Genomic DNA, 26328 nt, shown 5'->3' with positions numbered 1-26328 from the left:
GATGACGTTTGACGACGTTTGACGAGGACGCCGGGAGGACGCCGGACTGCGGCGGATCCCCCGGACTGGATGAGGTCCCTCGGATTGGATGAGGCCATGGGTGACTGGTGGCTCGACGCCGTGCTGTACGAGGTCTACATCCGCAGCTTCACCGACTCCGGCTCCGACGGGGTCGGGGACCTCGCCGGTATCACCAGCCGCCTGCCCTACCTGCGCGACCTCGGCGTGGACGGGATCTGGATCACCCCGTTCTACCGTTCCCCCATGGCCGACCACGGCTACGACGTCGCCGACCACCGTGCCGTCGACCCGCTCTTCGGCGATCTGGCCACCTTCGACACGCTGCTCGCCGAGGCGCACCGGCACGGGCTGAAGGTGCTCGTCGACCTCGTCCCGAACCACTCCAGCAACGCCCACCCGGCCTTCCGCGCCGCGCTGGCGGCCGGTGCCGGCTCCCCCGAGCGGGACCTGTACATCTTCCGCGACGGACGCGGCGCGGACGGCGACGAGCCGCCCAACAACTGGGTGTCGGTCTTCGGCGGGCCGGCCTGGACCAGGGCCACCGACGGCCAGTGGTACCTGCACCTGTTCGCCCCGGAACAGCCCGACTGGAACTGGCGGCACCCCAGGGTCCGCGACGACCACGACGCCACCGTCCGGTTCTGGCTCGACCGCGGCGTCGACGGTTTCCGCATCGACGTCACCCACGGCCTGATCAAGAACGACCTGCTGCCGGACAACCCGCCGCCCCCGTCCGACGGCATCCCCTTCTTCCGCGAGCGGGCCGAGCCCCACCACTGGGACCAGGAAGGCGTCCACGAGATCTACCAGCGCTGGCGCGCGATCGTCGAGGACTACCGCCGCCGCGACGGGCAGGCCAGGGTGCTCGTCGGCGAGACCTGGGTGGCCGACCCCCGGCGGCTGGCCCGCTACGTGCGTCCCGACGAGCTGCACCTGACGTTCGCCTTCTCGCTGCTGGCCGCCTCCTGGTCGGCGCCGGCCTGGCGGACGGCGATCGCCGCGGACCTGGCCGCCACCGCCGAGGTGGGCGCGCCCACCACCTGGGTGCTGGCCAACCACGACGTCACCCGGCCGGCGAGCCGGTACGGCAGCGGCGAGAGCGGCCTGCGCCGGGCCCGCGCCGCGCTGCTGACCCTGCTCGCGCTGCCCGGCCCGGTCTTCCTCTACCAGGGCGACGAACTGGGCCTGCCCGAGGTGGACGTGCCGCCGGCACACCGGCAGGACCCCGTCTGGGAGCGCTCCGGGCACAGCCGTCCCGGCCGGGACGGCTGCCGGGTCCCGCTGCCCTGGTCGGGGCGGGAGGCGCCGTACGGGTTCAGCGCGGACGGCGTGCCACCGTGGCTCCCCCAGCCCGACGGCTGGGCCGAACTGGCCGCCGCCGCGCAGGCGTCCGACCCGCTGTCGACGCTGGTCCTGGCGCGCGGGGCGCTGGCGTTACGGCGGGCGCTGCCCATGCTCGGCGCCGGCCTGCTGCGCTGGCGCGACGACACCCCACCCACGGTCCTGGCCTTCGACCGCCCGTCCCCACCGGGCCCGCCCGGCACACCGCCGGGCCCCTTCTCCGGCGCGACCGGTCTGACCTGTGTGATGTCCACCGCCGGCACGGATGTCGACCTGGTCATACCGGGGCGTCTCGTCCTGGCCAGCAGCCCGGTCGGCTACGACGGAACCACCCTCACGCTCCCCCCGGACACGACGGTCTGGCTCGCGCCGCACCCCGGTTGATGCGGTTGATGCGGTTGATGCGGCGGGCGGCAACCGATGATCTGAAAGAATGCCGTTGGCCGCATCGGGCTCGCCGCCCACGATCCGTCCAGCACAATGGTCGCTGTGACCCAGCAACCGTCCGCGGCCCGTCCGACAGACACCTTCTACGACGCGGTAGGAGGCGAGGAGGCCTTCCGCCGGCTGGTAGCCCATTTCTACGCGGGGGTTGCCGAGGACCCGCTGCTGCGCCCGCTCTACCCGGAGGGGGACCTCTCCGGCGCGCAGGAGCGGCTGCGGATGTTCCTCGTCCAGTACTGGGGCGGGCCGTCGACCTACAGTGAGCAGCGCGGGCATCCCCGGCTGCGGCTGCGGCACGCGCCGTTCGCGATCGGCCCCGCCCAGCGGGACGCCTGGCTGGTCCGGATGCGGGCCGCCGTCGACGAGCTGAACCTGCCCCCGGAGCACTTCCAGCCCCTCTGGGACTACCTGACGATGGCCGCCGGCTCCCTGGTCAACCGCCCGGAGTGATCCTGGCGGGCACGATCGTGCCCGCCAGGATCTCCGCCCATGTCCACCAACGGCCGCACAGCGGCTAGTCCCGGGTGAGTTTGCGGTAGGTGACCCGGTGGGGGCGGGCGGCTTCGGCGCCCAGGCGGTCGACCTTGTTCGCCTCGTAGTCCGCGAAGTTCCCCTCGAACCAGAACCAGCGGGCCGGGTCGGCGTCCGTGCCCTCCCAGGCGAGGATGTGGGTGGCGACACGGTCGAGGAACCACCGGTCGTGCGAGATCACCACCGCGCTGCCCGGGAACTCCCCGAGCGCGTCCTCCAGTGAACGCAGGGTCTCGACGTCGAGGTCGTTGGTCGGCTCGTCGAGGAGCAGCAGGTTGCCGCCCTTCTTGAGGGTCAGCGCGAGGTTGAGCCGGTTGCGCTCCCCACCGGAGAGGACACCGACGGGCTTCTGCTGGTCGGGCCCTTTGAAGCCGAACGACGACACGTAGGCGCGGCTGGGCAGCTCGATCTTGCCCACGACGATGTGGTCGAGCCCGTCGGAGATGACCTCCCACACGTTCTTCTTCGGGTCCAGGCCCGCACGATCCTGGTCCACATAGGAGATCCTGACGGTCTCCCCGATGGTGAGCTCACCGGCGTCCGGGGCCGCCTGGCCGGTCAGCAGGGTGAACAGGGTGGTCTTGCCGACGCCGTTCGGGCCGATCACGCCGACGATGCCACCGCGGGGCAACGAGAACGACAGGTCGTCGATGAGGAGCCGGTCACCGAAGCCCTTGCGCAGCTTCTTCGTCTCGATCACGACGCTTCCCAGCCGCGGGCCGGGCGGGATCTGGATCTCCTCAAGGTCGCGGGGACGCGCCCTGTCGGCCTCGGCCGCCAGTTCCTCGTACCGGGAGAGCCGCGCCTTGCTCTTGGCCTGGCGGGCTTTCGGGTTCGAGCGCACCCACTCCAGTTCCTGGGCGAGGATGCGCTTGCGCTTGGCGTCCTTGCCGCCTTCGACCTTGAGCCGGGCGGCCTTGGTCTCCAGATACGTACTGTAGTTTCCTTCGTACGGATAGGCATGACCACGGTCGAGCTCGAGGATCCAGCCGGCGACGTTGTCGAGGAAGTAGCGGTCGTGGGTGACAGCGAGCACGGCTCCCGCGTAGCGGGCCAGATGCTGCTCGAGCCAGGCGACGCTCTCGGCGTCCAGATGGTTCGTGGGCTCGTCCAGCAGGAGCAGGCCGGGGGCTTCGAGCAGGAGCTTGCACAGCGCGACCCGGCGCCGCTCACCGCCGGACAGCTTGGTCACGTCGGCGTCGCCGGGCGGCAGGCGCAACGCGTCCATCGCCTGGTCGAGCTGGCTGTCGAGCTCCCAGGCGTTCGCCGCCTCGATCCTGTCGATGAGGGCCGCCTGCTCGGCGAGGAGGGAGTCGAAGTCCGCGTCCGGCGCGGCCATCTTCTCGTTGATCTCCTCATAACGGGCGAGGACCGCGCGGATCTCCCGGACGCCGTCCTCGACATTGCCGCGGACGTCCTTCGTCTCGTCCAGCGGCGGTTCCTGCGCGAGCATGCCGACGGTGAAACCGGGGCTCAGCGTCGCGTCCCCGTTGCTCGGCTGGTCAAGACCTGCCATGATCTTGAGCAGCGACGACTTGCCAGCACCGTTCGGGCCGACGACACCGATCTTCGCGCCGGGCAGGAAGGACAGGCTGACGTCGTCAAGAACGACTTTGTCGCCGTGGGCTTTGCGCACTTTGCGCATCTGGAAGACGTACTGCGCCATGCGGTCAACCTTATGGGTCTGGTGGGCCTGTCCGTCCGGCGGACCTACTGACCGGGTGGATTCGGACGGATACCGCGGGACGGCCATAACCCGCGGCCCGCCCGGCCACCCCCCGCCCCGTGCGCCGCCCGCCTGCCCAGCCCGCCGCTGTCCGGCCCATCACAGCCCCGGTCCGCCGGTACCCCGCATCTCGTAGACGGGCCGGCTTGCGGCCCGGTTCGCCTGTCAGCAGCCCTTGGTTCGCCTGTCAGCTCGCTCTGAGCCGGATCGTCGGCGTCACTCCCGATCCCACCGCGCCGGCCTGGCTCTCCGACACCAGGACGCTGACCGTGCCCCGCCTGGAATCGACCCGGACGGGCAGGTCCACCTGGTCGAGGAGGCGTTCACGACCGTCTCCCGACGGGGTGTAGAACACCTTCAGCGTCACCGAACGATCCTCCACGGCACGATCCTTCGCGGCACGATCCTTCGCGGCCGGAACATCACCGACTTTTGCACGGGGCCCGAGGCCGGTCGTGTCCACCCCGCCGGGGCTGATGGTGAGCTGGCTGGCCAGTGGCCGGTCCGGGCTCATCGGGAAGGAGCTGCGTCTGCCGTCCGCGGTCACCTCGATACGGGCCGCTCGGCTGCCGGCCGGTACCGACGCGCTGACGCCGACGGCGACGCTCGCGCCGTCGACCACCCGCAGGCGCTCCAGCCACGCCGCCGACGGCGATGACAGCGTCCGGTTGTAACCGAGGGCCAGCCTGAGCAGGTATGGCGACCGGTCCGGATGGTCGGCGACGACGTCCAAGTCGGCCTGCCCCCGCGACACCGCGTACAGCACCTGGCCATCCAGCGCCGGCGAGTTGGCCACCACCGACGTCGGGTGCATGAGAAAGGCCGGGTCGGCCGAAACGATGACCAGTGTGTGACCAGGCCGAGCATTGATCATGTTCAACAGATCACGATCACGCTGGGTGAAGTCCATGTTGTCCCGCAGCGCGACGACCAGGATGAACCCGCTGAGGACAAGACCCGCGCCGGCGACGAGACCGCTGGTACGCGGCCACGCCGACGCCATGTCCACCAGCCCGCGGGCTCCGAACAGGACGAGCGTGACCAGCACTGGCATCAGGTAGAATGGGCCGATGTAGCGGGTGCCGCCCCACAGTTCGGCGGCGTTCCAGGCGCCCCAGAACGCCACATACCCAATGATCAGGAGCAGGCTGCCGACACCGATGGTGAGCGCCGGTGCGGACGCCCGCCGGCGGACGACCGTCGCGACCGACAGGACCGCGAGAACGGCGCCGCCGCATGCCCAGGCGCCGAGCAGCCACAGATGATCACCGATCGCGGTGAGCCCTTCGACCAGCCCGAAGTGGTGGGCGGTGTCGGTGGGGAACAGCCGGCGGACCCCGAAGCCCAGCTTGTCCTCGGGCTCCAGGAGCGCGAACGGAAGCTGGAAGGGGCTGCCCGTCGCCGCCGCGTTGTAGCTGAGCAGCAGCGCGGCCGGAGTGGCCAGCCCCGCGCCCACCCAGCGCAGCATCCACCACCGCCGTCCCCGCGCGCCCCGCCACACCGCCCACAGCGCAAACGGGCCGAGGACCAGCACAACGTCGTACGGGCGTATCGCCGCCGCGAGCCCCAGTGCCAGCCCGGCCCCGGCGAGCGGCACCCGACGGTGGGTACGCAGGCCACGGAGCAGCCCGAACACCACGCATTCGGACAGGACGAGCACCGGCAGGTACGGCAGCAGCATCGCGCTCTGGAGGAGCACCAACGGTGACAGAGCCAGCAACCAGGCGGCGACGGCGGCGGCCCGCCGGTCGTCGAGCACCTCGACCCCGACAAGGTAGGTCATCCCGACCGCGGCAGCCGCGACAAGAGCGAGCGCCGTGGCCGTCCCACCCGTGATCACCAGGCTCATGGCCAGCCATCCGGCGACCACAGGGGTGTATTTCAGCACGTAGTGACCGTCGGTAACCACCGCCAGCCACGGTGCGTAGGAGTCGGCCGACGGTGGCGCCGACGGGAACAGGTCGCCTCCCGCCAACGTCCGGGCCTGCAGCAGGTAGAGCGCCTCGTCGTTGTTGATCGACAGGTAGGGGAACAGATGCCGGTTGATCAGCATCGCGGCGACGGCGCTGAGCAGGGCCGCCGCCGCAACCGTCCAGCCGGGCCTGGATACCGCGGCCAACCGCGACCGCGCAGCCACGAGCGGAGCCCGTCGCCCCGGCCCGCGATCCGGCTGACCAGGCAACCCGTGGTCGGGCGGATATCGACCGGAGAGCTTCGCGTGCTGGTCTGTAGACGGGTCCGTGGGTTGCGCACCCGGCGCGTCGCCGTCCGTCCGGGACAGATCCGTCTGCCCTTGTGGCGCTCGGATCGGCATCGGCGTCTCGGCCCCCCGCGTACTGGTCACGGACTGACGCTACCGACAGCTTCCGCACCGGCCGGGTACGGGTCCGCGTCCACACGGGCAGGGAGCCGACACAACGAACAATTCGGATCCGCCGAAGCAGCCACATCATGCCGCGGCCGGATCGAGAACCGTCACCGATGGTGATATATCGGCGAACTCTGCCGCTGGCGCAGTGACGTTGGGCAACGACTCGCCGAACGGCCCCTCTTCGGCCGTGTCCGTGCGATTTCCATCACGGTACCCCGTGCCGGTATCGAAGCGGGCCTCATCCCCGCCAGCGGGCTCATCCGCCCCGTCACGCGTGCCAACAGGCTCCCGTGCCGATGCCGCCTCACCCGCGGCCTGGCCGCCCCCGTTCTCCCCGCTCGCGCGTACCACCCGCCGGACCTCCGCGGTCTGCCTCGCAAGATCGACCGCCACGGCGTCGGCATCGACCTCGTAGACGACCCGGCGGTTTCCCTCGTGCGTCTCGAAGGACCTCTGCCGCAGCCGCCCGACCACGAGCGTCCTGTCCCCCTTGCGCAACGACGCGCTGACGTTCTCCGCCATGTGCCGCCAGCAGGTGACGGTGATGAAGACGCTGTGGCCGTCCACCCAGCGATTCTGCGTGCGGTCGAACCGGCGCGCCGTGCTGGCCAGGCGGAGGGAGCAGACGAAGTTCCCGTTCTGCGTGCAGCGCAGCTCGGGGTCGTCGACGAGGTTGCCAAGCAGCGTGACCGATGCCTCAATCATGGTTCCTCCCGGATCATGGGGTAGCCGGCCTGGTTCCGTGTGGCGGACGGTGGCTGTGACCTGATTAGCCCCTTACGTCCCGTCTCACACTCTCCAGCTCCGCGGCCGGCTTGGCACCCGCGATCCGCTACCTGTGGACAAACCGCATCCATCCACAGGCGCGAAGCCGCACGGATGCGCGATCCACCCTCGCCATGGCAGGGTGAGAGCTTTGACCACCGAAGGAGCATCGGACCAAACACGCAAAGTGCCCATTTGGTCTCATTCCGCTATCACCAGTAACCGCACTACGTGATCGCGACAGGAGACAGCACAATGGTGGTGCGCGCCCGTAGCTCAGCGGATAGAGCGAGTGCCTTCTAAGCACCAGGTCGCAGGTTCGATCCCTGCCGGGCGCACCGATATCCGCGTATTGCGCGGACAGATCTTCCCCGCCGCGCCAGCAGCTCTGGACGCGCCTTCGACGGCGAAGACGGCGACAGCCGAGGAAGCTTCAAGCGCTGACGCGGCCGTGACCACCGATCGGGCCTCGGCGGGCCGGCGGGTTGCTTGTCAGCTGGTGTACGGGTTCCTCGAGGTCATGGGCGTGCGTGCGACGTCGAGCACCGGCGGTGGGAAGCGGGGCCGGCCGTGTAGTAGCGGGCGCGGGTTCGGCCGACCGGTTCCAGGACCTGTGCGGTGGTGAGATCACGCAGGTTGCGCTGCGTCTGCTGCAGGCTCAGGCTCTCAGCATGCTCGTAGCGTGAGCGGCGGACGCGCCCGGCCATGGCCACATCGTGCAAGGCCGTGACCACCCGCTCGTCCAGACCGGAGGTCTCGGCGAATTCTGAGAGCGCGCGCCAGACCCGCCCGGAGCGGTCGAGCAGGCCCACGGTCTGGGCCTACTAGTGATAGACGGGTCAGGTTGAACCGGATCCAGCCGGAGATGTCCTGGTCGGGAAGGTATGTCGGGCCCTGGTCGGCGAGTTCGCGGTAGTACTCCCAGGCGTTGCCGGGACGGCCGAGCCCCACCTCGAACGCGCCGGCCGTGGACCGCGGACGCCGAACGCTCGGGCCAGCCGCGAGATCGCCAGCCGGGCTCGGGAGTGGCACGGGCGACCACACCGCGGGGCCCGTACGCCGTGTCACCCATGGCGCCCCGGCGCCCCTAGGCACCTCCGTCGTTCGAGACGCCCGGACCGCATCGACCCGGTGGGCCATCCCTGACTGTCCACTTGCCGACAGTTATTCCTGTCGTCGACACAAAAATTTAGTCTTGCAGCGTGATTCATGATCCGTGGGAGCCTCCAGAAGTTCCGCTCGCCGTCGACCTCGTGATCCTCACACTGCGGGGAACGAGCCTGCAGGTGCTATTGATCGAACGTGCGATCGAGCCGTACCAAGGTGCGTTCGCGCTCCCGGGTGGCTTCCTGGCCCACGTCGAGGAGGACCTCGGGACGGCGGCGCGGCGGGAGCTCGCCGAGGAGGCCGGCATCGAGGCCGGGAGCCTGTATCTGGAACAGCTCGGCGTCTACGGCGAGCCCGGCCGTGACCCGCGGGGGCGGGTTGTCTCGGTGGCCTACCTTGCCGTCACGCCGCGGTTGCCGGAACCGGTCGCAGGATCGGACGCCGCGGATGCGAGCTGGCAGCCGACGAACCGAGTCCTCTCAGGCGAGTTGGTTCTCGCTTTCGACCATCGTCGAATCATCACGGACGGCGTCGAACGCGCCCGGGTCAAGCTCGAGAACTCAGCACTTGCCACCGCCTTCTGCGGTCCCGCCTTCACCATCGGTGATCTCCAGGAGGTGTACGAGGCGGTCTGGGGGACGCCACTCGACCCCAGGAATTTCTACCGAAAGGTCCAGAAAGCCAGCGGGTTCATCGTTCCGGTGGGCAGGGAGCAACGGATCACTGTCGGGCGGCCCGCCCGCCTGTTCCGAGCAGGCCTCAGCTCCGTCCTCTCACCACCGATCACCCGGCCCGTCGCCCCTGCGGCAGATGCCGCCGACACGCACCCGGAAGAGGAGGGATGAGCGTGGCGAACACCCGGCCGATCGTCGTCCTGACGGCTCTCGACCTGGAGTACCAGGCAGTTCATGAACATCTGGTAGACGCGCGGCTGCACCGCCATCCGCAGGGAACCCGTTTCGAGGTCGGCCGATTGGCCGGCGGCCAATGCCGGGTGGCGCTGGCACACGTCGGTGTAGGCAATCAGTCGGCAGCGGTGCTCGCCGAACGCGCCATCGCCGAGTTTGCACCGGCGGCTTTGCTCTTCGTCGGCGTCGCCGGCGGCCTTCATCGCCATATCGCACTCGGTGACGTCGTCGTGGGCACTCACGTCTACGCCTTCCACGGCGCCACCAGCGAGGACGAAGGGCTCTGGGGGCGACCCCGCACGTGGCCGCTCTCGCACCGCGCCGAACAGATCGCACGCCACCTGTCTCGGACGAGAAGCTGGGCCCGGCCGCCAGTCAAAGCGGACTCCCTCCCACAGGTGCACTTCGGGCCGATCGCGGCGGGCGAGGTGGTGTTGAACTCCACCGTGTCGGCCCTGGCCCGTTGGCTTCACGACCACTACAACGACGCACTCGCCATCGAGATGGAAGGCGCGGGAGCCAGCCAGGCCGGGCTGCTGAACAGCTCCCTGCCCGTGATCGTGATCCGTGGCGTCAGCGACCACGCCGACGGCACCAAGGAGTCGACCGACCGCCACCTGTGGCAGCAGCGAGCCGTGGCGAACGCGGCCTCGTTCGCCGTGGCACTCGCCGAGGAACTGGCCGTGGACATCGGAAAGACCGATACCGCGGAAACGAGGATCGGGAGGAGATCCACCATGCAGGTACCGAACCAGAACATCCGCAACACCGCGTCGGGGAACGCCCGAGTTGGTGTGCAGGCCGGAGCCCTGCACGGGGGCGTGACCATCGGCGCGACCGGTGAGCAAGTCCCGGCGGACCTGTCGGCGGCGCTTGTCGGCTTCCGCAACGACCTGCAGAACGCACGCAGCGCCGGAACCGTGGACGAGGACACCTACGCGGTCGCCGAAGCCGAGCTCGCCGCAGCTGACGAGGCACTCCAGACGGATTCACCAGCGACCCGCCGAGCGCTGCTGGTCGCCCTCAAGAAGGTCCGTGGGCTGATCGGTGACGTGGCCGACCTCGCCACGAAAATCGGTGTGGCCATCACCATAGCGCAGGGATTGTCGTGACCGACGACTGGGGTTTCTCCTCCGGGTCAGGCGCCCAGCCCAGCCCGGTTTCGTCCTCCAACATCGCCGACGGTTCCTCTCAGGTCGGAGTCCAGGCCGGCGTCGTCCACGGCGGCGTCCACCAGTACACGGTCGCCCCCAATGCGAGTCCGGCGGAGAAGTTCGAGGCCGGTGTCCGCCACCTGGACGGGCGCATGGCCGACCAGGCACGCCAGCTCATGCGCGAGTTCGTGGTCAGCTCCGCGAAGTCTGACCGAGTGCGCTTCCACTGGCTGCTGGCACTGGTCAGCGGACGGTCGAGGGACGAACTGTCAGCCGACGAGTCCAGGCAGCTACGCGACTTACAGGAAGACCAACCCGAGCAGGGCGATGACCCCTGGGCACAGGGCCTGCGTGTGGTGCTCCTGCTGATGGACGCAGCCAAAGGCAGGAACACCGACATCACGGTGGCACTCAAGGAGCTCGATACTCTGCCCGACCAGCAGAAGGGCATGATCCTCCGCCACATGGAACAGTTCCTCGATGGTCCACTCGAGGATGAAGTGTGGAACCGCGCCATCGCCCAAGCCAACGACGAGCAGATGGCCAACGCACGTCTTGACCGGGTCAAGAAGTTTTTTCACCCGAACCCAGCCGAACCACGGACGCGCCCTCCACGCCCCGTCGACATCTCCAGGGAGACTCGGCTGCGCGCCACGGTTTCGGTGGTGGTTCTCGCCGCCTGGGCCATAAACGTCGCCGTGCGCCTGACGACAGCCGGACGGACGTGGACGATGCTTGGGTGCATGCTGATTCTCGCCATCGGCATTATCGCCGTCCGGCACGGGGTGTCCTGGAAGATCGAGTACATCGAAGACGAAGCCGATGCACTGCAGTCCTCCGGAACATTCGCGAAAAGCATCAATCGCGATCTCGAGTACTACGTGGCCAGATACCCACCGAGTGGTGTCACCCCCGCCGAGTGGCTGCAGTGGACGGCCAGGGCGCGGCGCAGCATCGCCAACGAGATCATCGGCATCTACTGGGAGCGTTGGATCGGCGCCAATCGGGTCGCCTGGCTGCTGCGGCACGAAGCATGGCAGATTCAGAAGATGCGGAGGGACGGGACCCACCTCTCTTGGAGCAGAGCGCAGCGTGCCGTGCCAGAACTCGGTGCGTACGGGCTGGTCGGGGTCACCGTACTCGCGGGCGGAGGTCTGTGGGCACTGGTGGCTACGGCCGGAATCGAGGTACTCTTGGCCCTGGAAACAACATTCGTCGTCACTGTGGCGAGCTACATCCATGTTATCGCCCGACTGGAGAAAGAATGCGAGAAGCGGCGATTCGCCGCCGAACAGGATCAGCACGAAAAGGTCAAGGCGGCACGACAGGCAGGATTCGAGCGGTGGAAGGCCTACCTAGCAGACCGGCCGGACGATCAGGAGATGGCACGGTGGCTCGACTGCGACCGCAGAATACTCCTCGACCGGGCGCTGCACCATTACCGACTGAAAGCGAGCAGCGTCATCGCCCACGCCTTCGTCGAGACACAGGCCGCATCAAGTAAACGAGGGCGAGTCCACCGAGGCCCGTGGCGTTACAACAAATACCAGATCTCGGTCTTTCTCCTCACCGCCGGCGGGGTTCGAAATTTCGTGTCGACCCTAGATTTCACCACGGGACGTTTCACCGAAAATGGACGGCTGAACTACCACTTCGACTCGGTCGCCTTGATTCGCGTCGACCGTGACGCCGAAAATGTGCAGAAACTCGAAATCGTCCTGGTGAACGGCCAGGTGCTCCGGATGCAGATGGCAGACACCTCACCGGAGGAGATCACGACGGGCGAGACGGTTGGGCTGGTGGCCAGCCTCACCCAGGACGCCGGCGGACTGCAGCACACCATTCACGTCCTCGAAGGAATCGCCGCCGAGGGCAGGAAATGGTTCCGGCGGACGGCGTCCGGTTGGTGACATAACCTCGCCGACGAGAAACGACTGTGATGGATGGGCGCTGCCGGGGTCTGTGGATGCCTGGGGCCGCCGGGTCGTAACGAGACGTCGGGCTTTCCGGCATGGAAACTACGTCTGTGGCCGGGCCGAAGGCCGGCAGGGCTCCTGCACTGACTGCATGAGCATGCGCGACGAAGCACACCAGCTGCTTGACGCGCTGCCGGAGGACCGGCTATCCGAAGCCGTGGGCTGCTGCGGCAGTGGGCGGCGGTGGAACGCGGCGAGCGCCCCCGTCGTCAGTTCCGTACGACGGCCGTCTTCGATGGCGAGCCGGATCTGGGCGAGCACGTCAAGGGAATCATGCGCGAGGCGTGGGGCGACGAGGATCGCCGCAGCGCGTGATCGTCGTCGACACCGGCCCCGCCGAGAACACTGATGAGCAGCCTTTCCTTGTTGACGGCGAGGAAGCTGAGAGCGGGCCCGGCGTCGATGACCGGCCGTACGGTCACCGTGTGGGGGCCGGGGAAGACTCGCCAGCCGCATCGTCGAGACCGCTCAGATCGATGTCGACGTCCGGCAGGTCGGCGCCGTCAGTCCACGCCCGGGGCGGCTCCCCTGCTTCGATGCCTGCCTCGCGTAGCTCCGTCTCCACAGTCGCGATCTCGATGCCGCGGAGCGTGGCCAGAGCCTGCGCGGAGACAACGTGTTCCAGATAGCCGTTGATCGCACGGGCGAGGAGCCGCTGCGGAGCCCGCCGCTGATCGGACCCGGCCTGCAGGGCACGGTACTGGTCGATCCAGCCGAACCGGGCCGCCAGCCACGGCGTGGCGACAGCTCGCCACTCCACTTTCACGGCTTCCGTGATGTATCCAGCCTGCTCCAGGGCGATCGCGGCGATCGGCGGGGATACCAGGAACCGTTGCGTCACCTGCGAAAGCAGCGCGAGGTCCATACCCTCAGGACCGCGGTCGCCAAGGAACCCGCGCAGCCCCTCCGCCGGTATGAGCAGGTGCCGGGCGAAGGCATCCGCCCGTACCTCCGCCGGTCGACGCTCGCTCCACGTTTCTTCCGGTGCCTCCGACCAGTCCTCGAACAGGACATGCGCCAGTTCGTGGGCGAGGGAGCTGCGCTGTCGCATGGGCCGGTCGGTCCGCGCCACGCCAATGAACACCGAGTTCCGGACTGGATCGCGCACTGTGAGCCCGTGCTCGTCCGGGCCTGCGTCGAGTACGGCCACGTCGATCCCGGTGGTCTGCTCGACGAGTGACACAAGATCGCCCAGGGCCTGTGTCCCCAGGCGATGGTCGCGGCGGAACTGCGCTGCCGCGTCCCTCCCGTCCGACTCGGCGTTCATGCCACCACCGGAAGCGGCGGGATGCCCTGGTCATCCAGATAGGCGTCCAGATCCAGGTAGTGCAACAGCTCCCGGCGCATCGCGGCCATCTCGGCATCGTTCGTGGCGCGGGCCGCGTACTGGGCACGGTCGGCCACCGATCCGACACCAGTAAGCTCCGCCACGGAATGACCGGTTGCGCCCGCGATCGCGATGATCTCCGTCATCTTGGCTACCCGATCACCAGCGACGATCCGGGACAGCGTCGGCTGCGAGATACCCGTGACCTGAGCCAAGGCCCGTTGGGTCAGCTGGGCAGCACTCATGGCGTGCCTGATCCGTTCACCCACACCGATTGAGTCCATACCACCACCCCCTTGAATCAGATCAAGCATACCCGATTCACGGCTGGTTCCGGCCCGTTCAACCGCACGCTTTGCAGGTCACCGAATCCGCTTCGGCTTCTCCGCCCCGGCGGGCATCGAAGATGCATCGCCGGGGCTGGTGGACCTTCAACGGCCCTGATCACGCGACCAAAGCACCACCGCGGACCGCGGACGCCGAACCTTCGGGCCGGCCGCGAGATCGCCGGCCGGGCTCAGGCGTGGCACGGACGACCACACGGCGGGAACCGCACGGCGAGTCACTCCACCGCCCCGGCACCTGGCACGCCCACCCTGGGCCACGTGCAGGCTGAACCGCTCCGGCGTCCGCACACACGCCCCCGGGGCTACCTGGTTCTTGTGGCATTCGTGTTGCCGCTGTGGCCGGCCCGGCGAATCTTCGCGTGAAGGGGTTCGATGGACACGGCCGGGCCGTCCGCGGCGGGTACGTGGGATCGGGCGGCTCGTTCCGCGTAGATCCTTCGTCATGTTCGTAGCTGCGCCGACAGGTTAGGGGTACGAGTCCCCTCGTCTCCACCGCCACGAACCAGGGCTTTCGCTGTCCTCCTCCCCCTCGATCAGGGGTGAAGCAGGGTGTCGACGTGACCGGCTGACGCGGCCCAGGGAGGCTCGCACAGCTATGAGGGGCCAGAGCGAGGGGGAGGGAGGGGGTGGCCGTGGTGGCAGGCGAACAGGACTACCGCAAGGCCATGGTGGATCTATCGGAGGGGTTCGGCGAGCGGCTGCTGGGTGTGCTGCTGGACCGTGCTCACGAGATGCCGCCGCAGCTGATCGCCCCACTGGTCGCGGAGGAGGTGAACAGGATCGGTGGCCGGGACATCTCGATCCTTCTGCAGGACTATGAGCAGCTGATGCTGACGCCGCTGCCGGGCCGGAGCCTCACGGTCGGGGAGCCCGAGCCGATCGACGCCTCCCCGGCCGGTACGGCATTCCTCCGCGCGATGGCCGTCGAACAGCCGCAAGCTGACGGCATACGAATGTTCCTGCCGCTGCTGGACGGTAGCGACCAGGTGGGGGTGCTGGCCCTCACCCTCGACACCGTCGACGATGACGACCGGCGGTTGCTGCGGCGACTCGCCGGCCTCGTCGCCGACATACTGGTCACCAAGAGCAGTTACACCGACCAGTTCTTCCAGGCCCGGCGCCGCGAACCGATGAGCGTGGCCGCGGAAATCCAATGGTCACTGCTGCCCCCGCTGACCATGATTACCCCGCAGGTCGCGGTAGCCGGCATCCTCGAACCCGCCTACAACATCGCAGGCGACAGCTTCGACTACGCCCTCAACGACGACATCCTGCACGTGGCCGTCATCGACTCGATGGGTCACAGCCTGGACGCCGCCGTGCTGGCGACGGTCGCGATCGGCGCCTACCGGCACGCCAGACGCGCCGATATCGGGCTTGCCGAGCTTTACATGTTCATGGACGCGGCCATCGACAAGCAGTTCGGGCCCGACCACTTCGTCACAGCGCAGATGATGCGTCTGGATATCGGAACAGGCCACCTGCAGTGGGTCAACGCAGGCCACCCGGCAGCACTGCTCATCCGCGATCATCAGGTCATCCGGGCACTGGAGAGTCCGGGAACCCTGCCGGTCGGCTTCGGTGGTGACATACCGCAGATCAGTGAGCAGACGCTCTGGCGCGGCGACCGCGTACTGTTCTTCACCGATGGCCTCATCGAGGAGCATGAAACCGGCGGAGAGCAGTTCGGCGAGGAACGCCTGATCAGCTCTGTTGAGAGTATCCGGGGCAGAAGTGTGCGGGAGATGGTGCGGGGTCTGTCCCATGCGTTGATGCGAGAACGGCGCGGGGTCACGACCGACGACGCGACTCTCTTCCTGGTCGAGTGGCGTGGGGGCACCGCCGACCATCTCGCCAGCGCAGATGTGTAACCAGGAAGAGGCAGGCAGGGGACGCCCGGTCGTCTCGGTTTCCGCTCGTTCGCGTGTGTCCGCTGCCGTCCGCAGATCCGTTTCCGCTACCCATACGACCTCGTGCACCGCGGACGTGGTCTGGGTCATGTCGGGCTTGGGGTCTCGCGTTGGACCCACGTCATGCCGGGGTAGCGCAGTCCTTCGGGCTGGAGCTGGCTCAGCTCTCGGATCTCCTGGACGGTGAGGGTGAGGTCGAGTGCGGCAAGGTTCTCCTCGAGCCGCTCGCGCCGTCGTGTGCCGGGGATCGGGATCACGTCGGGGCCTTGGGCGTGGAGCCATACGAGCGCTACCTGCGCGGGGGTGGCGTCGTGGGTTGTGGCGATTTCGCGGACGGCACGCAGGAGTCCCAGGTTGTGCTCGAGGGCGTCTTGCTGGAAGCGTGGGAGGCTGCGGCGGAAGTCGCCGGGGGCGGCGCCGTAGGCGAAGCTCATGCCCATCACCCGAGCCCCTGCGCGGAGGCGACCAGCCCGTGACCGCCCAGCGCACGTGTCGGCACCGACGTCCTCATCGACCCGCCGCCTCCGGCTTGGCGCTGAGTTCTTCGAGGAACCGCGCGAGTTCTGCGGATACCCGTGCTGGATCCTCGAGGTGGGGCATGTGCCCGCAGTCCTCGAGCACGACCAGCCGCGCGTTCGGCAGTAGCGCCTCCGCGGCCTGCGGGACCGTAACGGGAACCTCACGGTCGAGGCGGCCGTGCAGGAGCAGGACGGGAACAGGCAGCTCGCCGAGCTGGTCGCGGCGATCGTGCGTGGCGGCGTCGGCGAGCAGGTCGTCGATGAACCAGCCCGAGCGCAACAGCTGCTCGGACGTCCAGCGGCGGACACCCTGGCCGGCCTTCGGGCCGAACCAGGTGTCAACCATCTCGTAGAAGAGATCGTGGCGGCGGGTGCGCATCGAGGCGTGCCAGGCCGAGAACCGCTCCTTGTCGACGCCGTCGGCGAAGAAGTGCTGCGGCGCGTCCAGAAGCGCCAGCGCGGCGATCCGCCCATCGGATCCCAGCGCCGCCTCCAACGCGATGTTCCCACCCAGGGATGAGCCGACGAGGACAACGTCCCGGAGATCGAGCAGATCGACCAGTTGGAGGATGTCGCCGGCCACCGTCTCGACCGTGTTCCCGTGCGCCGGGTGGTCCGAGCGGCCGCAGCCACGCCAGTCAGGCGTCACGCAGCGAGCCTGCTCGTGCAGCGTCGCGACCTGTCCCTCCCACACACGGCCGCTCGTGCCCCAGCCGTGCAGGAACACGATCGGCCGGCCGTTGCCGCGGTCCTCGTAGAACAGCTCAACGCCGTCGCTCAGCTTTACCGTCGCCATCGTCGGACGCTCACCGTGCCGCGCTCTTGCGTGGAGCGCTGGAGCGGCGGTCGTCGGCCTGGCACGTCGCCTGCTGCGCGTCGAGGAAGCCGACGATGATCGACACGAACCGCTCCGGATCCTCGAACGGCAGCCCGTGTCCGCCCGGAACCTCCTGGTAGCTGGCACCGACGATCGCCCCAGCCAACGCCCGCTGATGACGAGAGGGGACGATCTGGTCATCAGCGCTGGCCAGCACCAACGTCGGCGCCCTGACCGCCGCGAGCAGGCCGGAGATGTCGATCCGGCCGTCAAGCTCGATCTGCCCGGCGATCCGCTGATCGACCAGCCCCTCGAAACCCGCGACCAGCTCGCCCAGCTCCCGCTGTCCGATCTCGGCCAGCAGCCCGGGGCTCATCGCCGAGAGCACCAGCGACCGGGCCAGCAACGCCGTATCAGCTTCCAGCAGACGCGCCCACAGCTCGAACATCAACCGCTCCCGCGGCCCCGACCTCACCCAACCCGCGTGCAAGAACAGCGACCGCACCCGCTCAGGCGCCGCCGCGGCCACCGCGGCCGCGAGCACCGCCCCCAGCGAATGCCCGACCAGGTCGAACTGGCCTTGCACCCCGCCCGCGTCCACCGCCACCAAGAGCTGCTCGACGAGCACCTCGACGTCGAGCGGCGCAGCGCTCGCCGGCGTGTCGCCAGCACCGGGAAGGTTCGGCGCCACAACCCGGCGACGGCCGCCCACGGCATCTATCAGCGGCTCCCAGTTCGATGTCGCATCGGCGCCGGTCCCGTGGACCAGCACGACCCCCGGACCGTCGCCAACCGCGACGAAGTCCAGCGCACCGCGACTCCCAACAGACGGCAAGGCAGCTCTCCTTAGGCCAGAACACAGATCAAGTTATGTCCCCTGAGCTTACACAGAACTCTGATGATGGCCAAGACACTGTCGATCGGGACTGTATGCTCTGGCTGTGTCGATGCCACCCGAACAGCGGATCGGCCTGCACATCAAGCGGACCGAGCAGGAGCTGATCGCCACCAAGACCGCGGCCCTGCGCCCCTACGGACTCACCGTCCCCCAGTACTCAGCACTTATGTTCATCGCCGACCAGCCTGGGATCTCCGCCGCCGCGCTCGCCCGCGCCTGCCTGGTCACGCCCCAGACGATGGCGACCGTGCTCACCAACCTGGAAACCAAGAAGCTCATCACCCGCCAGCCGCACCCCTGGCATCGCAACGCCACCGAACTCACCCTTACGCCCGACGGCCAACAACTTCTCGAACAGGCCGACGCCGTCGCCAGCGCGATCGAGCAACACATCGCGGACACGTTTACCCCCACGGAGCAGGCTCAGCTCATCGAGATGCTGAGCCGCGTCTCCAAGGTCCTCGCCGAAACCCACAGCGACACAGCCACGACTCCACTCACAGACGATTCACCAGCCTGAACCGCCCCGGGCTACCTGGTGAGAATGTGGGTGAAGTGGTGCGCGGCGATGGCCATACCCGCGTCCAGGTAGAGCCGGTGGGCGTCCGTCCGCGCCGGCCCGATGCCGGAGCCCGGCCGTACCTGGCCGCATCCGAGACGCCGGGCCTCCGCAAACAGCCACTCGAGGAGACGCCGGCCATATCCCTGGCGGCGGGCCTCGCCAAGCGTCGAGAGATCATCCATATACAGGTAGCGTCCGAAGGACAGAGCGGGCCCGACCCGGATGGGGCAGAACGGGCCACCCGGCCGTGTCGGACACCGCTAGGATCACGCCTTGTACGCGGAGTATCGGGGGGCGGATGGTGCGCGGTCGACGTTACCGCCAGCGTGGGGCGGCTCCCACGTCATGATTGTCGACAGGGCCCGGGTGGCCGCGGCGCTGCCCGGCTACGACCTGGGCGGGCCCCTCGGCCAGGGCGCGTTCGGGCTGGTGCTGGCCGGCCGGCACCGCGGGCTGGACCGTCCCGTGGCCATCAAGATTCTGGCGGCGGGACGCGACGGGGCAGAAGCGGGGTTCGCCCCCGAGGCGCGGCTGCTCGCCGCGCTGAGCCATCCGCATGTGGTGCAGGTCTATGACTACGCCGCGACCGACGGCCTGCATCTGATCGTCATGGAGCTTCTCGACGGGGGGAGCCTGACCCGCCGCCGGGCCGGTATGCCACCCGAGGACGCCTGCGCCGTCGGCCTGGCCGTGGCCGCGGCCCTGGCCTACGCCCACGGCCGCAGTGTCCTGCACCGTGACATCAAAGCCGACAACATCCTGTTCGACGCCACCGGCCTGCTCAAAGTCGTCGACTTCGGCATCGCGAAAATTGTCGAAGGGCCCGACACCACCGCCAGCAAGATCATCGGAACGCCGAAGTGCATGGCTCCCGAGCAGATCGCCGAAGGCCGGCTGAGCCCGGCCACCGACCTCTACGCGCTCGGGGTGCTCCTCTACGAACTGTTCTCGGGGGCGCCGCCGTTCGACCCGCAGCTACCGCTGCCCGTGCTCTGGCAGCACCACCTGCACACCATCCCCGCCCGGCCCTCCGGAGTGCCCACTCTCATCGCCGACGTGGTCCTCCACGCCCTGGCCAAGAACCCGGCCGACCGCCCACCCTCCACACGCGCCTTCGCTCTCGACCTGGCCCACGCCGCCGCCGGCGCCTTCGGCCCGGGCTGGATCACCCGTACCGGCATCGGGCTCCGCCTCGACGACGACATCCGCACCGCCGGCGACCAGCCCTCTACCGCCCCGCGGGCACCGACACCGCCCGGGACGCGGAGGGATGCGCCACCGGGCAGGCCGGGCGTACCCGTCCCGGTATCCACCGACCGCGATCTCTATCCGACGATTGTCCGTGACGCGGGCCGTTCCTGGCCACCCACATCGGCCTCGGACAGGTCCGCCCCGTCCGAGCATGCTGACCCGGTCTCTTCGTCCCGGCGCCGACCGCGCCGGCCACGCACCACCGCGCTTGTCGTGTCCGCCGCGGCAACGGCGGTGCTGCTCGCCATCGCCATCGCCATCGCCGTCACAGCCTCCCGTGGCGAGGACTCCCCTGCCTTCAGCGTCAGGGCCTCCCCCGTCCCCCAGCCGCTGGGCTCCCCCCTGACCAGCCACACGAGCTGGGTGGAGTCGATAGCCTCCGCCCCGGACGGACACACCCTTGCCAGCGCCAACGGCGATGGGACCATACGCCTGTGGGACGTCTCCGACCGGACCGCCCCTCGCCCCCTGGGCGCCCCCCTGACCGGCCACACCGACAGGGTGCGGTCGGTGGCCTTCAGCCCGGACGGGCAGACTCTCGCCAGCGCCAGCCACGATCACACGGTACGGCTGTGGGACGTCTCCGACCGGACCGCACCCCACCCCCTGGGCGTCCCCCTGACCGGCCACACCAACACGGTCGTCTCGGTCGCGTTCGCTCCGGACGGGCGCACCCTCGCCAGCGCCGGCGAGGACCGCACGGTACGGCTGTGGGACGTCTCCGACCGGACCGCACCCCACCCGCTTGGCGTCCCCCTGACCGGCCACACCGACTGGGTGGGCTCGGTGACGTTCGCTCCGGACGGGCGCACCCTCGCTAGCGCCAGTGGCGACCGGACCATACGCCTGTGGGACGTCTCCAACCGGAGCACACCCCACATCCTGGGCACCCCCCTGACCGGCCACACCAGTTGGGTGGTGTCGGTGGCCTTCACCCGGGACGGGCGGACCCTCGCCAGCGCCAGCGACGATCACACCATACGGCTGTGGGACGTCTCCGACCGGAGCGCACCCCACCCCCTGGGCGCCCCCCTGACCGGCCACACCGGCTGGGTGTGGTCGGTGGCGTTCACCCCGGACGGGCGCACCCTCGCCAGCGCCGGCGGCGACCGGACCGTGCGGCTGTGGGACGTCTCCGACCGGACCGCACCCCACCCCCTGGGCACCCCCCTGACCGGCCACACCAACGGGGTGCGGTCGGTGGCCTTCACCGCGGACGGACGCACCCTCGCCAGCTCCAGCGACGAGGCGATACGGCTGTGGGACATGGGCTGACCAGCCCCGCGAACATCCCTGGGAGCCCGCGGTCACGCCCTGGCGGCACCTGAGGCCCGCCAACGACAACGGGCGTTGGGATTTTCCCAATCGATCAGGTAATCTGGCCGTATGGACAGCATCGGGGACCGGGTGTTGGAGCACATCCGGCGGGTCCGCCACACCACCCCGCAGCGGGACATCGCCGAGGAGATCGGGATGACGCCTGACGCGTTCTCACGCGCTGTGAACGGCAAGCGGGCTTTCTCCTCGATCGAACTGGCGCGTCTGGCCGACCTCCTGGACGCGGACATCCACTGGCTGATCACCGGGCAGCCCGACCCGAACCGGCTCGTTGTCGCGGCCCGGCACCGTTACGACCATGAAACCGGCCACCGGGACGTGCCCGGACGCGACGCCGACGACCGGGTGCTGCGCGACATCGCGTTGGCCTACCGGCAGGCCAGCCTGCGGCGGCAGCACGTACCGGCGCTCCCAGGCACTCCCGAGGGGATCAGAGCCGCACTGGGCGCGGATTTCGTGCGACCGTTCGCGGAACGGCTGGAAAGCCGTCTCGGCATCGACGTCGTCCGGGTCGCGGACCTGTCCACCGCGTACTCGTTCACCCTTGGCGGGCATCGGGTGATCGCGCTTCCGGCGGCGGGCAACTGGTTCCGGGAGAACTGGTCAATGGCCCACGAGCTGGGGCACCTCACTCAGGGCCACCACGACCAGGATCTCTCCCGGACGGAGTGGGACCAGTGCGAGGCGGCCGCGAACGCTTTCGCCGCCGACCTTCTGCTCCCCCGCGGCTCACTGGCCGCGATCGACTGGAACCGTCTCGATGCCGCCGGGCTGGCCGATCTCGTCTGGCGGTGGGGCGTATCCACCGATGCCTTGGCTCGCCGGCTGAACGCGCTGAACGGCCAGCTGCCCCCGGTGGTGGGCGAGTGGGCCGAACAACCGACCCAGCGCCTGTTGCGCCGTCACTGGGTGGCCGAATCGGGCATCGATGAGATCACCCTGCGCATGGATGCCGCCGCCCAGCGCCGGTTCCCCCTCACCCTCCAGGAGGCGCACCTCGCCGGAATCGAGTCCGGCGCACTCGGCAAGAACACGCTTGCCTGGATGCTCGGCATCGACCCGGACACGCTCGATGTCGACGTACCGTCAGTACCCGAAACAGACGTTGGCGACCTCGCCAGGGCGCTGGGCCTGTAGACCGTGGCCGTTCTCCTGTTCCCCGACAACACAGTTCTGATCAACTTCGCGATCCTCAACCGCATGGACCTGCTGGAGCGGCTGGCGAACGGCAACGGCCGCTGGTGCGCCACTGTCGCGGCGGAATGCGACGCCTCAGCCCGACAACCCGGTCTCGCCACGCTGGCCGAGGCCACGAACATCTTCGGGCCGCCCTGGTTCCCCGATCCGACCGAACTCCAGAACACCCAACTCCTGCGCGACGAGCTCGCAAGCCCCCGCGATCGCCCCCACCGCCACCTTGGTGAGGCCGAGACACTCGCCATCATGATCCACCGCCAGGTTCACGGCTTCTTCGTGACCGACGACAACGACGCCGCCCGGCTCGCCACCCGCAACAACATCCACGTCGTCAGGACCTGGCATTTACTGAAGATCGCCGCGAAGGCGGACTGGATCGACGCCGACACCCTCTGGGGCTACCTCCAGACGCTGCGCGCCCGACGACGAGGCAGCTCGTCCGGCGTCACGGACAGGCCCTCTTTCGACAAATGGCTGGCATCCTGACACCGACCACAAAGCCGAGGACCACGACTTACGTTCCGGCTGTTCCGTGTGTTGGCGGGCTGTACAGGGCGGCGAGCGCCTTTGCGGCTTGGGCCATTGTTTCCCGTAGCTCCGGAGGGTCGAGCACTTCCAGGTCGGGGCCGAGGCGATTCCATGGGTTTCACCGGTTTATCCGTTGTGGTGACGCCCGCGACCAGTGTCCACAGGGGGCTATCCGCGGAGGTGCCGGTTGTCCACAGGTACGGACCGGCGGACGCGGCTGGTGGCCGGACGCCCATAGAGTGGCCGGGTGACCTCCCCTCTGGTCGACAGCCCGGCCGACGCCCCGCCGCTGGCCGACAGCGATGTCCGGCTGACTGACGGCGCGAGCGACGCCGCGCGGGTGCTGCGCCGTGTCTTCGGGTACGAGTCGTTCCGGGACGGCCAGCAGGAGATCATCGATCATGTCGTCGGCGGTGGCGACGCGCTCGTACTGATGCCGACCGGTGGCGGCAAGTCGCTGTGCTACCAGATCCCCGCCCTGGTACGGCCGGGCACCGGCGTCGTGGTGTCACCGCTGATCGCGCTGATGCAGGACCAGGTCGACGCGTTGCGGGCGCTCGGCGTACGGGCGGGGTTCCTCAACTCCACCCAGGAGTTCGACGAGCGCCGCGAGGTGGAGTCCGCCTTCCTCGCCGGTGAGCTCGACCTGCTCTACCTGGCGCCGGAGCGGCTGCGCGTCGACGCGACGGTCACGCTGCTCGACCAGGGCACGATCGCACTGTTCGCGATCGACGAGGCGCACTGCGTCGCGCAGTGGGGTCACGACTTCCGGCCCGACTACCTTCTGCTGTCCGAGTTACGCGAACGCTGGCCGGACGTGCCGACAGTGGCGCTGACCGCCACCGCGACCCCGGCGACCCACACCGAGATCACCTCCCGGCTCGGCCTGGAGGGCGCCCGCCACTTCGTGGCCGACTTCGACCGCCCGAACATCCAGTACCGCATCGTGTCGAAGAAGGAGCCGAAGGCGCAGCTGCTGGCGCTGCTGCGCGCCGAGCACACCGGGGACGCGGGCATCGTCTACTGCCTGTCACGCTCCTCCGTCGAGAAGATCGCCGAATTCCTGGTGGCGAACGGCATCGCGGCGCTGCCGTACCACGCCGGGCTCGACGCGCGCACCAGAGCCGAGCACCAGGCGCGCTTCCTGCGGGAGGACGGCATCGTCATGGTCGCGACCATCGCCTTCGGCATGGGCATCGACAAACCGGACGTACGCTTCGTCGCCCATCTCGACCTGCCCAAGTCCGTCGAGGGGTACTACCAGGAGACCGGGCGTGCCGGACGTGACGGGCTGCCCTCGACCGCGTGGCTGGCCTACGGCCTGCAGGACGTCGTGCAGCTGCGCAAGCTCATCGACGCGTCCGCGGGCGATCTCACGCACCGTCGGCGGCTGAGCGCCCACCTCGACGCCATGCTCGCGCTGTGCGAGACGGTCGAGTGCCGCCGCACCGGGCTGCTCGCCTACTTCGGGCAGCAGCGCACCGCCCCGTGCGGCAACTGCGACACCTGCCTGACACCCCCGCGGACGTGGGACGGCACGATCGCCGCCCAGAAGCTGCTGTCGGCTGTGCTCCGGCTGCAGCGGGAGCGCCGCCAGAAGTTCGGCGCGGGCCACCTCGTCGACATCCTGCTCGGCAGGAAGACCGCCAAGGTGATCCAGCGCGATCACGACACCCTGAAGGTCTTCGGCGTCGGCACCGAGCTCGGCGAGCCCGAGTGGCGCGGTGTGGTGCGGCAGCTGCTGGTGCAGGGGCTGCTGGCGGTCGAGGGTGAGCACGGCACCCTTGTGCTCACCGACACGAGCGCCGACGTGCTGCGCGGGCAGCGCACGGTCCTGATGCGACGCGAGCCGGAGCCCGCCGCCAGGGCCGCATCCACATCCACGGGCACGGCCGCGTCCGCGGGCACGGCCACATCCGCGGGCACGGCCGCGTCCAAAGGCACGAGGTCCCGCCGCGTTGCCGTGGCCGAACTGTCGGAAGAGGCGATGCCGGTGTTCGAGCGGCTCCGCGCCTGGCGCGCGGCCGTCGCGAAGGAACAGGGCGTCCCGGCATATGTGATCTTCCATGACGCCACCCTGCGTGAGATCGCGTCACGCCCGCCGGCCACGTTGGCCGAACTGTCCACCATCAGCGGCGTCGGCGAGCACAAGCTCGCCAGGTACGGACAACAGATCCTCGACACCCTCGCCGAGTGAACAGCCCCTGTTCGCCCGGTCCCACCCGGGACGGCCGTCGGTATGACCGCTGTTGCCACTCATGCCATGGTGGCCAGGGATCACGGTCGGCACATTCAGTAGTGGTAGCGCACCTGAACGATGACCAGATCGTCGCCGCGCACCTGGTACACCAGCCGGTGCTCCTCGGTGATGCGCCGCGACCAGTATCCCGACAGGTTCTGGGCCAGTGGTTCCGGCTTACCGATCCCGACGGCCGGGTCCCGGGCCGACTCCTCGATCAGACGGTTGATCCGGCGGAGCATCTTGCGATCGTCTGCCCACGACGCATAGTCGGCCCACGCCCGTGCGGTGAACACGATCCTCATCAGGTCAGTAGATCGTGTTCCTCGGCCGCACCGGCGTCGGCCTCGGCGATACTGGCCGCGAGGTGCGCCGCGTTGGCGGGCGACCGCTGTAGATAGGCGGTCTCCTGCATGGAGCGGAACTGGGCTTCGGAGACCAGGTAGGCCGAGCCGTGCTTGGACAAGATCTCGACCGGCTCCTGGTCGGCATTGACCTGCTCGATCAGCGGGAACAGACGCTTGCGGGCCTCACTGGCGGTGACAGCCATAGCACCCTCCAAAGTAGTACAAGATATTGTACCACTCTAGTCGACATCCAGCCCCGCCCCGCCGACCATGCCAGCCGCGCTGACGATCGTCCCAATGGATGCCAACGACCGCTGGCGCGTACGTAGCGCTACCACCTGGGACTCGGGGAGCCGTCCGCACACCCGGTGAGCACCGGTATGAAACCCGGGGTGACCGGGATGTCGGATGGCTTTCCGCCATGGGATCCGATTGTCGAATCTCCGGTCCGGTCCGGGCCACGTGGCCGCGGATTTCCACTGGGTGTCCCAGCTGTGTCCTAACGATTATCAACCGCATCCTCGACCGTCTTTTCCTGTAACGGGAAGACCCGGCCGTGACATCCAAAATACATGATCATGCATTCCTCACGTCTCCGCATCCGCCGGGAGCACGTCCACATCGCGGATCAGGGGAGAGAGGGGGAGACAAACCGTGGATGCGCTCGATAAGGTGCCTGGGTGGTGAATCTGCGGATCTCGGATG

The 26328-nt window shown here is 68.8% G+C and carries 23 protein-coding genes, 1 tRNA gene and 2 pseudogenes; 13 read left to right on the top strand and 13 right to left on the bottom strand.

Annotated features, from left to right (window positions below; translation table 11 throughout):
- The first annotated feature begins 96 nt into the window (after window positions 1-96).
- Complete coding sequence (locus NBX02_RS07035) at window positions 97-1746, top strand: alpha-amylase family glycosyl hydrolase (RefSeq protein WP_250290520.1); 1650 nt, start codon at window positions 97-99, stop codon at window positions 1744-1746.
- A 96-nt stretch (window positions 1747-1842) separates the two neighbouring features.
- Entirely contained in the window at window positions 1843-2256 is a 414-nt protein-coding gene (locus NBX02_RS07030; RefSeq protein ID WP_250283515.1) for a globin, read from the top strand.
- Window positions 2257-2320: 64 nt separating this feature from the next.
- Here NBX02_RS07030 and ettA read toward each other — a convergent pair whose 3' ends face one another.
- The 3 genes from ettA to ssb all read right to left on the bottom strand — a co-directional run bounded on the left by ettA (window position 2321) and on the right by ssb (window position 7139).
- Entirely contained in the window at window positions 2321-4003 is a 1683-nt protein-coding gene (gene ettA, locus NBX02_RS07025) for an energy-dependent translational throttle protein EttA (RefSeq protein WP_250290518.1), read from the bottom strand.
- A 247-nt stretch (window positions 4004-4250) separates the two neighbouring features.
- Window positions 4251-6200: a DUF7846 domain-containing protein gene (locus tag NBX02_RS07020; protein WP_250283521.1), complete on the bottom strand. Its 1950-nt coding sequence runs from the start codon at window positions 6198-6200 to the stop codon at window positions 4251-4253.
- Between the two features lie 312 nt (window positions 6201-6512).
- A complete protein-coding gene (gene ssb / locus NBX02_RS07015; RefSeq protein WP_250283523.1) occupies window positions 6513-7139 on the bottom strand; it encodes a single-stranded DNA-binding protein in 627 nt (208 codons plus the stop codon).
- A gap of 325 nt (window positions 7140-7464) precedes the next feature.
- Here ssb and NBX02_RS07010 point away from each other — a divergent pair.
- Window positions 7465-7537 (top strand) — tRNA-Arg (locus NBX02_RS07010).
- Window positions 7538-7691: 154 nt separating this feature from the next.
- Here NBX02_RS07010 and NBX02_RS22985 read toward each other — a convergent pair.
- A pseudogene (locus tag NBX02_RS22985) lies at window positions 7692-8159 on the bottom strand (Fic family protein); the annotation flags it as partial.
- A 242-nt stretch (window positions 8160-8401) separates the two neighbouring features.
- Between NBX02_RS22985 and NBX02_RS07000 the strand changes: the two are divergent.
- The 4 genes from NBX02_RS07000 to NBX02_RS22980 all read left to right on the top strand — a co-directional run bounded on the left by NBX02_RS07000 (window position 8402) and on the right by NBX02_RS22980 (window position 12659).
- A complete protein-coding gene (locus NBX02_RS07000; RefSeq protein ID WP_250284772.1) occupies window positions 8402-9151 on the top strand; it encodes an NUDIX domain-containing protein in 750 nt (249 codons plus the stop codon).
- Entirely contained in the window at window positions 9148-10326 is a 1179-nt protein-coding gene (locus tag NBX02_RS06995) for a 5'-methylthioadenosine/S-adenosylhomocysteine nucleosidase (protein WP_250284774.1), read from the top strand. Before NBX02_RS07000 ends, NBX02_RS06995 begins: the two co-directional genes overlap by 4 nt.
- Window positions 10323-12278 (top strand): hypothetical protein, encoded by a 1956-nt coding sequence (locus NBX02_RS06990; RefSeq protein WP_250284776.1) that lies wholly within the window; start codon window positions 10323-10325, stop codon window positions 12276-12278. Before NBX02_RS06995 ends, NBX02_RS06990 begins: the two co-directional genes overlap by 4 nt.
- A gap of 249 nt (window positions 12279-12527) precedes the next feature.
- Window positions 12528-12659 carry a hypothetical protein gene (locus NBX02_RS22980; RefSeq protein WP_445548303.1) on the top strand — a complete coding sequence of 44 codons (132 nt, stop codon included), beginning with the start codon at window positions 12528-12530 and terminating at the stop codon, window positions 12657-12659.
- 103 nt (window positions 12660-12762) lie between these two features.
- Here the strand turns inward: NBX02_RS22980 and NBX02_RS06985 are convergent, their stop codons facing one another.
- Window positions 12763-13611, bottom strand: a complete 849-nt coding sequence (locus tag NBX02_RS06985; RefSeq protein ID WP_250284778.1) for an ImmA/IrrE family metallo-endopeptidase — start codon at window positions 13609-13611, stop codon at window positions 12763-12765.
- Complete coding sequence (locus NBX02_RS06980) at window positions 13608-13985, bottom strand: helix-turn-helix domain-containing protein (protein ID WP_250284780.1); 378 nt, start codon at window positions 13983-13985, stop codon at window positions 13608-13610. Before NBX02_RS06980 ends, NBX02_RS06985 begins: the two co-directional genes overlap by 4 nt.
- Window positions 13986-14650: 665 nt before the next feature.
- Here NBX02_RS06980 and NBX02_RS06975 point away from each other — a divergent pair.
- The gene (locus NBX02_RS06975) at window positions 14651-15889 is read left to right on the top strand and encodes a PP2C family protein-serine/threonine phosphatase (protein WP_445548305.1); all 1239 of its coding nucleotides are present in this window, start codon (window positions 14651-14653) and stop codon (window positions 15887-15889) included.
- 125 nt (window positions 15890-16014) lie between these two features.
- Here NBX02_RS06975 and NBX02_RS06970 read toward each other — a convergent pair whose 3' ends face one another.
- The 3 genes from NBX02_RS06970 to NBX02_RS06960 form a co-directional block, all read right to left on the bottom strand.
- Window positions 16015-16362 carry an aldo/keto reductase gene (locus NBX02_RS06970; RefSeq protein WP_250290516.1) on the bottom strand — a complete coding sequence of 116 codons (348 nt, stop codon included), beginning with the start codon at window positions 16360-16362 and terminating at the stop codon, window positions 16015-16017.
- Window positions 16363-16435: 73 nt separating this feature from the next.
- Window positions 16436-17242 (bottom strand): alpha/beta fold hydrolase, encoded by an 807-nt coding sequence (locus tag NBX02_RS06965; RefSeq protein ID WP_250284783.1) that lies wholly within the window; start codon window positions 17240-17242, stop codon window positions 16436-16438.
- Between the two features lie 10 nt (window positions 17243-17252).
- Window positions 17253-18098 carry an alpha/beta fold hydrolase gene (locus NBX02_RS06960; protein WP_250284785.1) on the bottom strand — a complete coding sequence of 282 codons (846 nt, stop codon included), beginning with the start codon at window positions 18096-18098 and terminating at the stop codon, window positions 17253-17255.
- A gap of 112 nt (window positions 18099-18210) precedes the next feature.
- Between NBX02_RS06960 and NBX02_RS06955 the strand changes: the two genes are divergently transcribed.
- Complete coding sequence (locus tag NBX02_RS06955) at window positions 18211-18681, top strand: MarR family winged helix-turn-helix transcriptional regulator (protein WP_250284804.1); 471 nt, start codon at window positions 18211-18213, stop codon at window positions 18679-18681.
- 11 nt (window positions 18682-18692) lie between these two features.
- Here NBX02_RS06955 and NBX02_RS06950 read toward each other — a convergent pair whose 3' ends face one another.
- Complete coding sequence (locus NBX02_RS06950; protein ID WP_250284787.1) at window positions 18693-18905, bottom strand: GNAT family N-acetyltransferase; 213 nt, start codon at window positions 18903-18905, stop codon at window positions 18693-18695.
- Between the two features lie 163 nt (window positions 18906-19068).
- Here NBX02_RS06950 and NBX02_RS06945 point away from each other — a divergent pair, with 163 nt between their 5' ends.
- The 3 genes from NBX02_RS06945 (at window position 19069) to NBX02_RS06935 (ending at window position 22995) form a co-directional block, all read left to right on the top strand.
- Complete coding sequence (locus NBX02_RS06945) at window positions 19069-21249, top strand: serine/threonine-protein kinase (protein ID WP_250290514.1); 2181 nt, start codon at window positions 19069-19071, stop codon at window positions 21247-21249.
- Window positions 21250-21360: 111 nt separating this feature from the next.
- Window positions 21361-22449, top strand: coding sequence for an ImmA/IrrE family metallo-endopeptidase (locus NBX02_RS06940; protein ID WP_250290512.1), 1089 nt, complete (start codon window positions 21361-21363; stop codon window positions 22447-22449).
- A gap of 3 nt (window positions 22450-22452) precedes the next feature.
- Entirely contained in the window at window positions 22453-22995 is a 543-nt protein-coding gene (locus NBX02_RS06935; protein ID WP_250290510.1) for a hypothetical protein, read from the top strand.
- Window positions 22996-23023: 28 nt separating this feature from the next.
- Here the strand turns inward: NBX02_RS06935 and NBX02_RS22975 are convergent.
- A pseudogene (locus NBX02_RS22975) lies at window positions 23024-23131 on the bottom strand (hypothetical protein); the annotation flags it as partial.
- 195 nt (window positions 23132-23326) lie between these two features.
- On the opposite strand from NBX02_RS22975, the gene recQ reads away from it, so the two are divergent.
- Window positions 23327-25234 (top strand): DNA helicase RecQ, encoded by a 1908-nt coding sequence (recQ, locus tag NBX02_RS06930; protein WP_250290525.1) that lies wholly within the window; start codon window positions 23327-23329, stop codon window positions 25232-25234.
- A 95-nt stretch (window positions 25235-25329) separates the two neighbouring features.
- On the opposite strand, the gene NBX02_RS06925 is transcribed toward recQ, so the two are convergent.
- On the bottom strand, window positions 25330-25581 hold the full coding sequence (locus NBX02_RS06925) for a Txe/YoeB family addiction module toxin (RefSeq protein ID WP_047223211.1): 252 nt from the start codon (window positions 25579-25581) through the stop codon (window positions 25330-25332).
- Window positions 25581-25826 carry a type II toxin-antitoxin system Phd/YefM family antitoxin gene (locus tag NBX02_RS06920; protein WP_047223212.1) on the bottom strand — a complete coding sequence of 82 codons (246 nt, stop codon included), beginning with the start codon at window positions 25824-25826 and terminating at the stop codon, window positions 25581-25583. The genes NBX02_RS06925 and NBX02_RS06920 overlap by 1 nt, the downstream gene beginning before the upstream one ends.
- Between the last annotated feature and the right edge of the window lie 502 nt (window positions 25827-26328).

It is taken from the genome of Protofrankia sp. CiP1_Cm_nod1 (genome assembly GCF_920888515.1).
Classification (GTDB): Bacteria; Actinomycetota; Actinomycetes; order Frankiales; family Frankiaceae; genus Protofrankia.
Note: the sequence above shows the minus strand (reverse complement) of the source record. Positions and strands in the feature narration are given on the sequence as shown.